The following is a 13,653-nucleotide window of genomic DNA, read 5'->3' as shown; positions in this document are numbered from 1 at the left end:
TCGAGGCGCACGCTTTGCGCGGGCGCAATCGCCAGATGGTGGCCGTCTTCCATGATGAGCTCGACCCGCACGTCCCCGACGGTGCGTACCGTTTCGCCCTTTTGCAGGGTGTCACCGACCTTCAGCGCGCGGGTCTTGCCCTGCACGTCAACAGCCAGAACGGTGCCATTTCCTGTAATGGCGGCGACGGTAGCGAATTGGGCCATGATGCTCTCCGGTGAAAAAAAGAAGCCCGGGCCCGCAAGCCCAGGTTATCAACATTGATGACCCGAAGAGTAAGGTGGCGTCGCCAGCCCGTCTATTGGACTTAGGTCCATATCTTGGGCTATCCGGTAATAATCCCGCAATTCCGCGACTATGTGGAGCGGCGCTGCCCCGCAGCGCGCCGCATCAAAGCGGGAAGCTGTCGCCGTCGTCGGGCAGCAATTCCAGCCGGTTGGCCAGGCTGGCCCGGGTCTGGCGTCGCTCAAGCAGCTTGGCTTGGGCCGCCGCGGGCAGGTCGGTGAACTGGATCAACCCCCGGTTGATGAGTACGTCGATCAGATCTTCCAGCACGCGGGCCAGGCCGGCATCGGTCTGGCTCAGTGGATTGGTCTGGCTGGAGACCTCGCGTACAAATTCTTCCACCCCGGGATCAGCCCCATGCACGGCCTCCCAGCCTGCGGCCAGCGCGTCTTGCGCGCTCATGGATTGATGGGTCAGTGCGACGATGCGTCCCGCAGCATTGCGACGGCACAGCAGGGCGCTTGCCGGTGGCGGTGTATCAGTCATGACAATAGCTCTCGCTCAGGGGTCTGCGCCGGGTCGGTGGATGCGGAAAGGCGCAGCACCAGTTGCAGACGATCACGCACGCCAAGCTTCTCGAACACCGCACCGAGGTGGGCTTTGACGGTGCGCTCCGAAATGTGCATCAGGGCGGCCACCTCCTTGTTGGAGCGCCCGGCCGAAACAGCGTTGGCCACTTCGGCTTCGCGTGCGGACAATTGGGCCCAGGCGTTCTGGCCAGGGGCCACCGCGGCAGCAGCGGGGGCCGCAGGGAGTCGTGCGAGCGCCGCATGGGTCGAGGCGACCAGGCGGCGCATCAGGTCCGGGCCCACCCACAGGCCGCCATGCTCGACGACCAGGGCGACCTCCTGCAACAGCGCAGGCACGGCATAGGCATGGGTGTAGCCGCGCGCACCCTTGTCGAGAGCGTCCAGGCCTTCGAGTGGATGAGGCAGGCCGGACACCACCACGACGGGCGCCCCAGGCAGGACCTGCAAGAACTGGCGCAGATGCACAGCCCATTGCGCGTCGGCGGTGCTGATCCAGATCAGGCTTGCGTTCGCGGGCCGGCCCCGCAAACAGGCCAACATGGCCGGCGCCTTGTGCACCTGCCCTGCGGGAAACGCCTCGCACCAGCGCTCCGGCACGGGCGCGGCAAGGGTGGTCAGGAACAGGTGCTCGATACTCATCGCTCGCTCACCGCTCACTCAGGGCGTTGGCTTTGGCACGCAGTACGGGTTTGAGCAGATAAGCCAACACCGATTTCTTGCCAGTGAGAATGTCAACCTGTGCCACCATGCCCGGAATGATGGGGAGGTTCGGGCCCAGGCTGGGTTTGTGCGTGCGCACCCGCACGTGGAAGAAGGCGTTGCCTTTTTCGTCAATGACCGAGTCGGCGCCGATGTTGATCACATCCGCCTCCAGGCCACCGTAAATGGAAAAGTCATAGGCGCTGAACTTCACCATGGCCTGCTGCCCGGGCCGCAGGAAGGCAATGTCCTTGGGGGTGATTTGCACCTCCAGAATCAGCGTGTCGTCCAGGGGCACAATCTCAACCACTTCCTTGCCGGGCTGCACCACCGCCCCCATGGTGTTGACCAGCAGGCGCTTGACGGTGCCGCGCACGGGTGACTTGATATCGGCATGCTTGACTTTGTCTTCAAGCGCCCGCCCTCCCTGCGACAGGCTGGCCAGCTTGTTCATGGTCTCCGACAGCTCGCCGCTCATCTGGTTGCGACTGGTGAGCTGCACTTCCTCTATCTTGCGCGTAGCCTCCAGGATGGACGACTGCACACGCGAGATCTGCGCCGTGGCCTGCTCCCGGTCACCGCGCAGGCGAGCCACGTCGCGCTCGAGGCGCAGCACTTCCACTTCAGAGACAGCGCCGGTGGCAATCATGGGGCGTGTGGCGTTGAGTTCCTTGTTCATCAGTTCCAGGCTGCGCTCGGCCTGGTCACGGCGGGCAAGGACTTCGTTGAGCTCCTGCTGGCGCTGGGACAGCTGGGCCTGAGATATGTAAAGCTGGGCGCCGATTTCGGCCCGGCGTGATTCATACAGGCGCAACTCCTGCGCGACGATGTCGGGCGCTTCACGCACCAGTTCCGCGGGCGGGTTGAACGGATTGCCCCGCGTCAGGGCCTCCAGCCGCAGGGCCTTGGCCTGGTAAGACAGCTGGGCGGCGCGGCTTTCCTGCATGGTGGAGACAAAGCGCGTCGGGTCCACGCGCATCAGCAGCTGGCCGGCGTCGACCACCTGCCCCTCCTTGACGAGCAGGGCCTCCACCACACCGCCGTCGACACTCTGGATGATCTGCACCTGGCTGGTCGGCACCACGCGGGCCTCGCCGCGGGTGACTTCGTCGAGCTCGGCAAAGTAGGCCCAGATCACCAGCAGGCCCAGGACGCCCGCGGCCAGGCGCAGCAGCCGCCTTGCGCGCAAGGGCTCCTGCTGCAGGCGGGCCCAGTCGGCATCGCCTGCCCAGTCGAGCGAGTCCTGCTCCTCAACCGGCGTGAGCCGCTTGACCAGCGGATCGAACGCCTTCTGGCTGGATTTAGTTGACCGGCTGATCCAGTCGCCCAGGCGTTCAAAGGCTTTTTCGCTGAGCCAGGCCATCATGCAGCCTTTCCAACGCGCCCCTGGCGCAGTGCGGTGACCACTTGATCCTTGGGACCGTCGGCCACGATACGGCCACCGTCCATGACGATGATGCGATCCGCCAGTTCCAGCACCGAGGTGCGGTGGCTGATCAGCACCACGGTCTTGCCGACCGAAAACTCCTTCAGGCGGCGCTTGATATCTTCTTCGCTGGAGTAGTCCATCGACGAGGTGGGCTCGTCCAGCAACAGGATGGGGGGATCGTTGATGACCGCACGCGCAATGGCGACGCCCTGGCGCTGCCCGCCAGACAACGATTCACCGCGCTCGCCGACCAGCATGTCAAAGCCCTGGGGGTGCTGATTCACCAGCCCGATAATGCCGCCGATTTCGGCCGCCTTCACGATGTCGGCATCTTCCGCCAGCGGTGCGCCCAGGGTAATGTTGTCCCGCAGGCTGCCATAGAACAGCATCACGTCCTGCTGCACGTAGCCGATCTGGCGCCGCAGTTCGGCGGGGTCAAGCTGGCGCAGGTCGACGCCATCCACCAGCACAGCCCCGGTCGTAGGCCGGTACAGGCCCAGAATGAGTTTTTCCAGCGTGGTCTTGCCCGAGCCGATGCGCCCCAGGATAGCCACCCTTTCCCCCGGCTTGATGCTCAATGTCAGGTTGCGCAGTGACGGCGTATCCTGGCCCGGGTAGGAGAAGCTCACATCGCGGAAGTCGATGGCTCCCTTGAGATGACCACGGCTGATGAACGTGGTGTCAGCCGGGCGCTCCACGTCGCGCGCCATCATTTCATTGAGCGACGTCAGCGCGGTGGCGGCCGTGTGGTACTGAACCAGCAGGCCCGCCACCTGCCCCACCGGCGCCATGGCGCGAGAGGCCAGCATGGTGCAGGCAATCAGGCCGCCTACGGTCAGCTCGCGTTCGGCAATCACGTAGACGCCGATGATGACGATGACCAGGCTGACGAGTTGCTGCACAAATGCCGAGGTATTGCTGGCGGTGGACGACAGCAAACGCAATTGCGCGCCCACCCGCGCCAGCAACGCCGCGCTTTTTTCCCATTTGCTCTGGATGGCTGACTCGGCGCCCAGGGCCTTGAGGGTTTCGAAGCCCACGAGGCCTTCGATCAGGGTGGCATTGCGCTGCGCCGCCGCGCGGTAAGTGGTTTCTGCCAGTTCGTGCATCCGGCCCTGCACGGCCAGCGCGTACAGCAGCATGATGGCCGCGCCCACGCCGAGGGGAATCAGCATGGGCCAGGAGATCCAGCCAATCACGATCATGAAAATGAGTGCGAACGGCAGGTCAATGAATGCCACCACGGTGGCCGAACCGATGAAATCCCGCACAGACTCAAACGCCCGCAGGTTGGACGCGAACGAGCCGGCGGAGACCGGCCGCTGCTCCATGCGCATGCCGAGCACGCGCTCCATGATGAAGGCCGACAACTTGACATCGGCACGGCTGCTGGCGAGGTCGACAAACCGGCTGCGCAATGTGCGCAGCACCAGGTCGCTCACCAGCATCAACATCAGCCCCAAGGCCAGCACCCACAGGGTTTCAAACGCATGGTTGGGCACCACGCGGTCGTAAACATTCATCGTGAAGAGGGGCAGGCCGAGCGCAAACAGGTTGGCCAGCAGGGCGGCCAGCAGCACGTCGCGGTAGAGCGGCCGGCTCTCGGCCACGACGCTCCAGAACCAGTGGCCATGACGGCCGGCGCGCACTTCGGGAGCGCGGGCGTCAAAGCGCAGGCTGGGTCGTACATAGATGGAGACGCCCGTGTAATCTGTCTCCAGGTTCGCCAGGGGCACCGTCACCGGCGCGTCGCCGAGCTCGGGGTAGACCATCCGGGCGGCGCTGCGGTCTTCATTGAAGCCCAGCAGCACGCACGCCTTCTGGCCATGCATCAGCACGATGGCGGGCAGCAAGGCATCCTTGAGCCGGTCGAGGTTTTTGCGGACCAGCTGACTGCTGAGCCGGGCACGCCGGGCCGCGCGGACAAACAGACTGGGCGTCAGCCGCTGGTGTTCGGCCGGAAGGCCCGCCATGACCGCGTCACGCGTCAGAACCTCGCCATGGGCTCGCGCAACAATCAGCAAGCAAGCGAGCAACTCATCGTGCGCGGAAAGCACCGCGGACGATTTTCCATCTCCTGAGATCTGGCCACTGGACATTGGTCCTCCCACTCACCGACACACATTGCATCGGTTTTCAGTGTAACAAGACATGTCCGGAGTATCCAGAGGTGTAGCCCCGTGTGACGAGGTACCAGAAACCTGTCGGGTTTGGGGCGCCGAAAGCGAAAATCCCCCCCGGCGAGGACAGTTTTTGCCGGATTTGCAGGCCCAACCCATAGCCCCGCCATGGGGCAAAAAAAAGGGGAGAAATGGGGAATATTACCGCTGCGGTCGACTTGCAGCCGACGATTAGTTGACGATTTCCCAGCCCGACAGACTAGGCGTTGGCCAGCACAGGCACCGGTGCGGGCGACAAGGTGGCGTTTATCAGGGCGGCCGGGTCCTCCGCATCAAGCACCTGCGCAGCCCAGACGCTGAGCTTGCTGGCATCAGCTCGCAAGATTTGCTGCTTGACCGCCAGGATGCGCGACGGATGCATGGAAAAGCTGCGCAATCCCAAGCCCAGCAGCAGCCGCGTCATGCTCACGTCGCCGGCCATTTCCCCGCACACGCTGACCCCTTTGCCCTGCGCATTGCATTCCGCGATGGTCCCGGCCACCAGATGCAGTACCGCCGGGTGGCAAGGGTCGTACAAATGCGCCACGGACTCATCCGCCCGGTCTATGGCCAGGGTGTACTGGATGAGGTCGTTGGTGCCGATGGACAGGAAGTCAAAGTATTTGAGGAAGAGCTTGAGCGTGAGCGCCGCAGCCGGAATTTCGATCATGGCGCCCAGGCGCACCGGCCCATACGGCGTGCCCTTGCTGTCCAGTGTGGCGCGTGCGTGGTCAATCAACGCCATGGTCTGGCGAATCTCGGCGCCGTGGGCCAGCATGGGCACCAGCAAATTAACCTGGCCGTGGGCCGCGGCGCGCAGGATGGCACGCAGCTGCGTCAAAAACATTGGCGGGTCGGCCAGGCTCCAGCGAATGGCGCGCAGGCCGAGCGCCGGATTGAGGTGGCTGTCCTGCGCCCTGTCCATCCGGTCCAGCGGTTTGTCCGAGCCCACGTCGACCGTACGGATGGTCACGGGCAGGCCGTGCATGCCCTCAACGGCCTTGCGGTAAGCCCGGTATTGCTCTTCCTCATCGGGCAGATCGCCACTGCGCCCCATGAACAGGAACTCGCTGCGGAACAACCCGACGCCCACGGCGCCGGCATTGACAGCACCCACGGTGTCCTCGGGCATTTCAATATTGGCCAGCAACTCCACTTTCTGCCCGTCTATCGTCACGGCGGGGGTGTGCTTGAGCCGGTTCAGCCGCTCGCGCTCCAGCTCGCCCTGGCGCTGCTTGAAGCCGTACTCGGCCAGGATGATGGGCGAGGGATCGACAATCAGCACGCCGGCGTCGCCGTCGATGATGACCCAGTCGTCCTGCTCGATCAGCTGGCTGGCGCTGCGCGCGCCGACCACTGCGGGGATGTCCATGCTGCGTGCCACGATCGCCGTATGCGAGGTCCGGCCGCCGACGTCGGTCGCAAAACCGGCAAACAGGCTCTGCTTGAACTGCAGCATGTCGGCCGGGGAGATATCGTGCGCAATCAGCACCAGGGGCACATCCATGGTGTCGTCCAGCAGCAGCCCCTGCGAATGCTTGCGGCTCGCGCCGGCAGGCCCGACCGGCTGCACCGGTGAGGCCACGCCTTTCATGTAGCGCAGCATGCGCTCCACCACCTGCTCCAGGTCCGCCTTGCGCTCACGCAGGTACTCGTCTTCCATGTCATCGAACTGGCGGGCGATGATTTCGTACTGCGTGGCCAACGCCCACTCGGCGTTGTAATGGCGCTCGGTGATCCAGTGCTTGACGCCGCTGATCAGCTGCTCGTCCTGCAGCAGCATCAGGTGAACATCCAGCAAGGCGGCCAGTTCGTGCGGCGCATCCGGCGGCAGATCCTGCTGCAGGCGGGTAATTTCTTCCGCCACAGCGTTGCGCGCCAGCCGGGCACGCGTAATTTCTTCAACGGTCTTGCCGGGGTCGATAAAGTAGTGCGCTACATCGGCACGGCTGGACGCCACGAGCACGGCGCGGCCAATCGCAATACCTCGCGACACCGCCAGACCGTGGACTGAAAACGTCATTCAACTCCCCTATTAACAAAGCACAAAGACCAAAGAACAAGGGCCCGGTTCAATGCCCGGTTCAATTCGTGACCTGGCCGACGCAACTGCCGCAACCGATGCAGCAGGCACGATGAAGAGCAACACCCATTTTCGCAGGGCCTCCCCAAGGAACATCAGCCCTTGGGGACATATCCTTACTCGCCCTCGCCGAATTTGTCGGCAATGAGCGCCAGCAAGGCATCCATCGCCGCCTGCTCCTGCTCCCCATTGGTTTCAATGTCCACCGTGCTGCCCAGCCCGGCCGCGAGCATCATCACCCCCATGATGCTCTTGGCGTTGACCCGGCGCTCGCCCCGGCTCATCCAGACCTCACAGGGAAAGCTGCCGGCGAGTTTGGTGAGTTTTGCGGATGCCCGGGCATGCAGGCCCAGCTTATTGTTGATGTTCGTGCTGGTCTTGATCATGAGTTCTGCGTACCTGATTTTGCGGCGCGGTGATAGCCACCTGCATCACCCCCTGCGTGGCGCCCACCAGTGCGCGCGCCACCAAAGCATCGAGCGACTCGTGCCGGTAGGACACGGTACGCAGCAGCATGGGCAGGTTGACGCCTGTGATCAGCTTGGAATGGACCCCATCGACCAGTTTTTGCGCCACGTTGCAGGGGGTGGCGCCAAAAACGTCCACCAGCACCAGGGCGTGCGAGGTGCCCAGTTGCTCCAGCATGACGCGGGCCTGGGCCAGCGTTTCTTCGGGCGGCATGTTGGGCTGCACATCCAGCGTCGCAACGCCGGCGGCGTTGTCGGGAAACACATGCAGCATGCACTGACGCAGGGCGGAAGCCAGCGGGGCATGGGCGATGATGAAAATGCCGTTCATTGGGGTGAATTATCAGCGTTCACACTGAGGAAATACCCATATGAGGCTATACAGCAACATAAAAACACTCCCATAGCCGCCTGAAAACTGGCCACTTCGGTCAGTCCTGCGGCCCTGAATGCGTCAACAGCCAGGCCAATGCTCCATTGCACCACAAACACGCCGCCAAAGATCATCAGGTTGTAGGCCGACATGGCGCGCCCGGCCAATGACGCGCTGAACGCCATGCCCACCGCCGGCTGGGCCAGGCCCAGAGCGCTGGAACTCATGCAAAAAAGAGCCCAGCCCAGCCACCCGGTGGCGCTGCCGGCGAGGATGTTGGCCGCCAGAACCAGCAGGCTGACAGGCACGCCCCAGCCGATCAGCCGATTGGCGCTCCAGCCTCGCCCGACCAGCCAGGGGTTGACCATGCCCCAGGCCCAGAAAGTCACCAGCATGGCGGCGTTGATGTAGAAAAGACCCGTGGCCGCCTCCAGCGGGGTGTAGCCGGCCACCCTGACCATCCACGGGCCGGCCCACAGCGTCTGCACCGCCACCAGGCCGCCGTAGTTGAAGAAAGCCAGTGGCGCCATTTTCTGGAAATACCGGCTGCGCCAGACCAAGGCGTAGCTTGCTTCTGCGCCTGCCGTCTCGGGAACCCCGTGGGTTGTGCCGGCATTCTTCTGCCAAGCAGGCACCACCCAGGCGATCACGCCCATGGACAGCAGAATCATCGCCGCCAGAATCCAGAACAGCGGACGCCAGCCCATCAACGGCATCAGCCATTGCACCGGCAGGGTGGAGGCCAGCATGCCGAGCGAGCCGGTCATCAGCATCCAGGAATTGGCGCGCAAAACGGCAGGCCCCTCGAACCAGCGGCGGTAGCCGGTGAGCGGGGCCATCAGGCAGGCGCTGACGCCCATGCCGACCAGCACGCGGGCGGCGAACAACCAGGCAAAGGTGCCCGCCAGCGAAAAGGCCAGGCAACCCAGCACGGCCAGGCTCAGGAAACACAGGATCACACGCTTGGGGCCGTAGCGGTCCAGCCAGGCGCCCAGCGGCAGCTGCGTGGACGCAAACCCCAGAAAATAGCCCGCACCCAGCAACCCCAGGTCACGTGCCTGCAAGGCAAAGTCCTGGCTCAACACCGGCGACAGCGTGGCCGTGATGGCACGCACCAGCGCAGAACAGAAATAGGCGGCCGCAAAGGCCAGGAAGACGATGGCGGCGGTTTTCCTGTCCAGCGGGCGTGGCGCGGCCGGGCCAACAGTCGCAACAGGCGCTACCGCCGTCGATGACGAGGCATTCTGTGCCCTTGTCATACAGCAGGAGGTCTGGTCCGCATCGTTACATCTTTATCTTGTGGGATGGTGGCTGGCTTCATTCGAACTTGAGGCCTGCGAAAAAAGTCTCGGCCACCTCGGCCGCCGCGTCGCGCTTTGGCGTTGTCGTCCCCGCATACATCACCACCTGAAAGACCTGCGACCCCTGGGCGAAGTAGGCGGCCCGGCCCGTCACGGCGGTCCCGTCGGCGCGCTGCCCCTGGGCGCTCACCAGCAGGGGCGTGGGCTCCGCAGACGCGCCGGGGAGCTTGAATGGAACGACCTGCGTGACACCCGGGACGGTTCCGGCACCTGCCGGAGCGGCCTTCATGTTGGCCAGCGTCAGGCTTTGCCATTGGGCCAGAACGGGAGCAGCCTTGGCCGCATCACCCAGGTCGGCCACCGCCACGGCAAAGGTCGCGCCGCCGGCATCGCAGCCCAACATGAGCATCATGGTCGGCCGGCCGCCGAGCGGCACAGTTTTTTGTGCCTTGTCGGGCTTGCAGGGCAACAACAGGCTCAAGCGGGTGTTGTCGAGGCGTACCTCGCGCCAGTTGAAGGCGGGGCTACAGGCCGCAAACGCCATTGCCAGCGCCAGTAGCGCCGCCATGGCAGCCATTGAAAAGGTGGGGGTCTGTCGTGGCATCAGGTGCGCTCAGGGCTCAGTCTTCGCGGGAGGGTCAGCAAGCATCGCACTTTACAGCCATTCGCGCGCCATCTTGGGGCCGGGTGGGGTGTGATTTTGCATGGTTTCAGCGATACCTACGGGCGATGCACCACTTTGGCGCCATGGCGGCGCCTGTTTTTGCACCAATCTGGGCACGATGTTTGCTACCTGGAACACATGGTTGAAGACACCCTCCTGCCCGAGATGCGCGGCCTGCCCTTGGGGCAAGCGGTGCCGGCCCACCTTCCGGGGGCCGGGCAAGTGATCTGGCGGGACAAGCTCTCGCAGTTGCTGGAATCCACCGGAGAAGGGATTTTCGGCATCGACATGGACGGCCGCTGCACCTTCATCAACCGGGCTGGGGCCGAGCAGCTGGGCTGGCTGCCTGCCGAGGTGCTGGGCCACAACATGCACGAACTGGCGCACCACTCCCATGCCGGCGGCGCACACTACCCCGAGCATTTGTGCCCCATCTTCAATGCCTTCCGCAAGGCCCTGCCCTGCCGCATTGACACCGAACTGTTCTGGCGCAAAAACGGCAGTGCGTTTGCGGTGGAATACTCTTCTTATCCCATTGTCGAAGGCGGCGTGGTGCAAGGCGCGGTGGTCACTTTCGTCGACATCTCGGCACGCCGCCAGGCCGAGGATGCCCTGCGGCAGGCCCACGCCGTGCTGGAGCAGCGCGTGAGCGAGCGGACCCAGGCGCTGTCGGAAGCCCTGGAACAGTTGCGCGAACTCTCAGCCTATACCCACAGCGTGCGCGAGGACGAGCGCACCCGCATCGCACGCGAGGTGCACGACGAGTTGGGCAGCCTGCTGGTCGCGCTGAAGATGGACGTGGGCTGGCTCGACAAGCGCCTGGGCGAGCAGCAGCAGCGCAGCGTCGATGAGGCCCAGGCCATGCGGGAACGCATGCGCAGCAAATGCCAGAACATGGGCCGACTGATTGAGGCGGCCGTCGACAACGTGGGCCGCATCATCACCGACCTGCGTCCCAGCATCCTGGACCACCAGGGCCTGTGGGCCGCGCTCGACTGGCAGGCGCATGAATTCGTGCACTCCGCCGAACTCGCGCTGGACTGGCAGATGAACGTAAACGATGCCACACCGCTGCCGGAGCAGGCGGCCATCGGCATCTTCCGCATCTTCCAGGAAATGCTCAGCAATGTGGGCCGTCACGCACAGGCCAGCCGGGTCGCCATCACCATCCAGGCCACGGCCCGGGACATCAGCATCGCGGTGCAGGACAACGGCAAGGGTGCCGAGGCCGCCGCCTTTGAAGCGGCCAATGCGTATGGCGTGATGGGCATGCGGGAGCGGGCGCGCCATCTCGGCGGCACGCTCGAGATTTCAAGTCAAGTTGGACACGGCGCCCTGTTTCACCTGCATATTCAGCTTCAAAATCAAATCCAATAGCAATAGCAATAGCAATAGCAATAGCAATAGCAATAACAACAACAGCAACAGCAACAACAAGACTGTTTACCCACCATGAACACCGTGAAAATTCTGATCGGCGACGATCACCGCATCGTGCGCGAAGGCCTGAAGCAGGTGCTGGCCGATGCCCCGGAAATCGAGGTGGTGGCCGAAGCGGAAACCGGCCCGGACATCCTGCAGCGCGTCGACGCCCTGGGCGGCGACAGCGGCCTGGACGCCGTGCTGCTGGACATTGCGCTGCCCGACCGCGACGGCCTGGATGTGTTGCAGGCACTGAAGAAAAGCTGGCCCCGGCTGGCGGTGCTGATGCTCAGCACCTACCCGGAAAAGCAGTATGCGGTGCGCTGCATTAAGCTCGGCGCCGCCGGTTACCTGAACAAGAGCGCCAACCCCGACGACATGATTGCCGCGGTGCGCAAGGTGGCTGCCGGCGGCGTCTACGTGTCGGCTGTTGCCGCCGAGGCACTGGCCAGCGCCGTCGGCAACAGCGCCACCAAAACCGGTGGCGGTGGTGGCACCGAGTCGCTGTCGCACCGCGAGCACCAGGTGTTCCGCCTGCTCACGGCCGGCAAGTCCGTGGGCGAAATTGGTGCACAGCTGAATCTGGCACCCAACACCGTCAGCACCTACCGTGCGCGCATCCTCGAAAAAACCGGCACCCGCAATGACGTGGAGCTGGCGTTGTATGCCGAGCGCCACACCAAAACCGCCCATTTGTAGGGGCGGCCCTACACGGCCTCGAGGACTGCACTGCGTTTTACCGATGCAGCGGGCCAAACCACCCCGACGGGCCCGTCCCTTGCATGAAGCATGGCATCTTTACCAACGGGGAACCCGATGTCCAATCGCTTCGATGCCTATGATGCCGACCGACCGCTGATACTGCGCTGCGCCTGCGGACAGGACCATGCACCGGGCGAGCATGACGCGGCTGCGGCCAGCGCGCAGGAGCTGTCGCACAGCTTCATGGAGGCCAGCCTGGTCAAGGCGCTGTTCCCGGTCGACAGCGTACGCCGCAGCTTCCTGCGGGCGGTAGGCGCCAACACAGCGCGCGCGGCGATTGCCTCCGTCTTCCCCATGGGCGCGCTGCAGGCGATGGCGCAGGACCGCGGCCCGCTGGAGAAGAAAGACCTCAAGATCGGCTTCATCGCCATCACCTGCGCCAGCCCGCTGATCATGGCCGACCCGCTGGGTTTCTATAAAAAAGAAGGGCTGAACGTGCAGCTCAACAAGACGGCCGGCTGGGCGCTGATTCGCGACAAGATGATCAACAAGGAGCATGACGCCTCGCACTTCCTGTCGCCGATGCCACTGGCCATGACCATGGGCCTCGGGTCCAACCAGGTCAACATGAATGTGGCGAGCATCCAGAACACCAACGGCCAGGCCATCACGCTGCACGTCAAGCACAAGAACAACCGCGACCCGAAGAACTGGAAGGGCTTCAAGTTCGCGATCCCGTTCGAGTACAGCATGCACAACTTTTTGCTGCGCTACTACCTGGCCGAGAACGGGCTGAACCCCGACACCGATGTGCAGCTGCGCGTGGTGCCGCCGCCGGAGATGGTGGCCAACCTGCGCGCGGGCAACATCGACGGCTTCCTCGGCCCCGATCCCTTCAACCAGCGCGCGGTCTACGACGAGGTGGGCTTCATCCACATCCTGTCCAAGGAAATCTGGGACGGCCACCCATGCTGCGCCTTTGGCGTGAGCGACGAGTTCATCCAGAAAAATCCCAACACCTTTGCGGCCCTCTACCGCGCGGTGCTGGGCGCCTCCTTCATGGCCAGCCAGCCCAAGGACCGCGACCTGATTGCCAAGGTGATCGCGCCGACGCAATACCTCAACCAGCCGGAAGCCGTTTTGCAGCAGGTGCTGACCGGCAAGTTTGCCGATGGCCTGGGCAATATCAAAAATGTGCCCGACCGTGCCAACTTCGACCCGGTGCCGTGGCAGAGCATGGCGGTCTGGATGCTGACCCAGATGAAACGCTGGGGCTATGTGAAGGGCGACGTCAACTACCGGCAGATTGCCGAGAAGGTGTTCCTGCTCACCGAAGCCAAGAAGCAGATGTCGCTGGCCGGCTTCAGGCCGCCAGAAGGTGCCTACAAAAAGTTCAAGGTCATGGGCAAGGAGTTTGACCCCGCCAGGCCCGATGACTATGTGAAGAGCTTTGCCATCAATAAGCTATGAGCCCCCACGGTCGCTCACTGCGTGTAGCTCCCTGCCCCCCGGGGGGGCCGCTGCGCCTGCGGCCCGGCA

The 13,653-nt window shown here is 63.9% G+C and carries 13 protein-coding genes; 3 read left to right on the top strand and 10 right to left on the bottom strand.

Annotation, left to right across the window (positions count from 1 at the left end; all coding sequences use genetic code 11):
* From AC1DUB_RS26425 to AC1DUB_RS26380, 10 genes are all read right to left on the bottom strand, one after another.
* Nucleotides 1-206, bottom strand: a 206-nt coding sequence (locus AC1DUB_RS26425; protein WP_477732071.1) for a hypothetical protein, incomplete at its 3' end; no start/stop codon positions are given.
* Nucleotides 207-390: 184 nt separating this feature from the next.
* Nucleotides 391-771, bottom strand: coding sequence for a hypothetical protein (locus tag AC1DUB_RS26420; protein ID WP_477732070.1), 381 nt, complete (start codon nt 769-771; stop codon nt 391-393).
* On the bottom strand, nt 768-1,454 hold the full coding sequence (locus tag AC1DUB_RS26415) for a helix-turn-helix transcriptional regulator (protein ID WP_477732069.1): 687 nt from the start codon (nt 1,452-1,454) through the stop codon (nt 768-770). The genes AC1DUB_RS26420 and AC1DUB_RS26415 overlap by 4 nt, the downstream gene beginning before the upstream one ends.
* 7 nt (nt 1,455-1,461) lie before the next feature.
* A complete protein-coding gene (locus AC1DUB_RS26410; RefSeq protein WP_477732072.1) occupies nt 1,462-2,877 on the bottom strand; it encodes an HlyD family type I secretion periplasmic adaptor subunit in 1,416 nt (471 codons plus the stop codon).
* The gene (locus AC1DUB_RS26405) at nt 2,877-5,042 is read right to left on the bottom strand and encodes a type I secretion system permease/ATPase (RefSeq protein ID WP_477720745.1); all 2,166 of its coding nucleotides are present in this window, start codon (nt 5,040-5,042) and stop codon (nt 2,877-2,879) included. Before AC1DUB_RS26405 ends, AC1DUB_RS26410 begins: the two co-directional genes overlap by 1 nt.
* Before the next feature lie 280 nt (nt 5,043-5,322).
* Nucleotides 5,323-7,125, bottom strand: coding sequence for a phosphoenolpyruvate--protein phosphotransferase (gene ptsP / locus AC1DUB_RS26400; protein ID WP_477732068.1), 1,803 nt, complete (start codon nt 7,123-7,125; stop codon nt 5,323-5,325).
* Between the two features lie 176 nt (nt 7,126-7,301).
* A complete protein-coding gene (locus tag AC1DUB_RS26395) occupies nt 7,302-7,571 on the bottom strand; it encodes an HPr family phosphocarrier protein (protein ID WP_477720743.1) in 270 nt (89 codons plus the stop codon).
* Nucleotides 7,540-7,983: a PTS sugar transporter subunit IIA gene (locus AC1DUB_RS26390; RefSeq protein ID WP_477720742.1), complete on the bottom strand. Its 444-nt coding sequence runs from the start codon at nt 7,981-7,983 to the stop codon at nt 7,540-7,542. The genes AC1DUB_RS26395 and AC1DUB_RS26390 overlap by 32 nt, the downstream gene beginning before the upstream one ends.
* Nucleotides 7,980-9,284, bottom strand: a complete 1,305-nt coding sequence (locus tag AC1DUB_RS26385) for an MFS transporter (RefSeq protein ID WP_477732067.1) — start codon at nt 9,282-9,284, stop codon at nt 7,980-7,982. Before AC1DUB_RS26385 ends, AC1DUB_RS26390 begins: the two co-directional genes overlap by 4 nt.
* A 58-nt stretch (nt 9,285-9,342) precedes the next feature.
* Complete coding sequence (locus AC1DUB_RS26380) at nt 9,343-9,930, bottom strand: hypothetical protein (protein ID WP_477732066.1); 588 nt, start codon at nt 9,928-9,930, stop codon at nt 9,343-9,345.
* A gap of 198 nt (nt 9,931-10,128) precedes the next feature.
* Between AC1DUB_RS26380 and AC1DUB_RS26375 the strand changes: the two genes are divergently transcribed.
* From AC1DUB_RS26375 to AC1DUB_RS26365, 3 genes are all read left to right on the top strand, one after another.
* The gene (locus AC1DUB_RS26375) at nt 10,129-11,367 is read left to right on the top strand and encodes a sensor histidine kinase (protein ID WP_477732065.1); all 1,239 of its coding nucleotides are present in this window, start codon (nt 10,129-10,131) and stop codon (nt 11,365-11,367) included.
* Between the two features lie 75 nt (nt 11,368-11,442).
* On the top strand, nt 11,443-12,111 hold the full coding sequence (locus tag AC1DUB_RS26370) for a response regulator transcription factor (RefSeq protein WP_477732064.1): 669 nt from the start codon (nt 11,443-11,445) through the stop codon (nt 12,109-12,111).
* Nucleotides 12,112-12,228: 117 nt separating this feature from the next.
* The gene (locus AC1DUB_RS26365) at nt 12,229-13,584 is read left to right on the top strand and encodes a CmpA/NrtA family ABC transporter substrate-binding protein (protein ID WP_477732063.1); all 1,356 of its coding nucleotides are present in this window, start codon (nt 12,229-12,231) and stop codon (nt 13,582-13,584) included.
* The last annotated feature ends 69 nt before the right edge of the window (nt 13,585-13,653 follow it).

The sequence above is a fragment of the Polaromonas sp. P4_F9 genome, from assembly GCF_056401235.1.
This window is presented reverse-complemented; position numbering and strand designations above follow the sequence as displayed.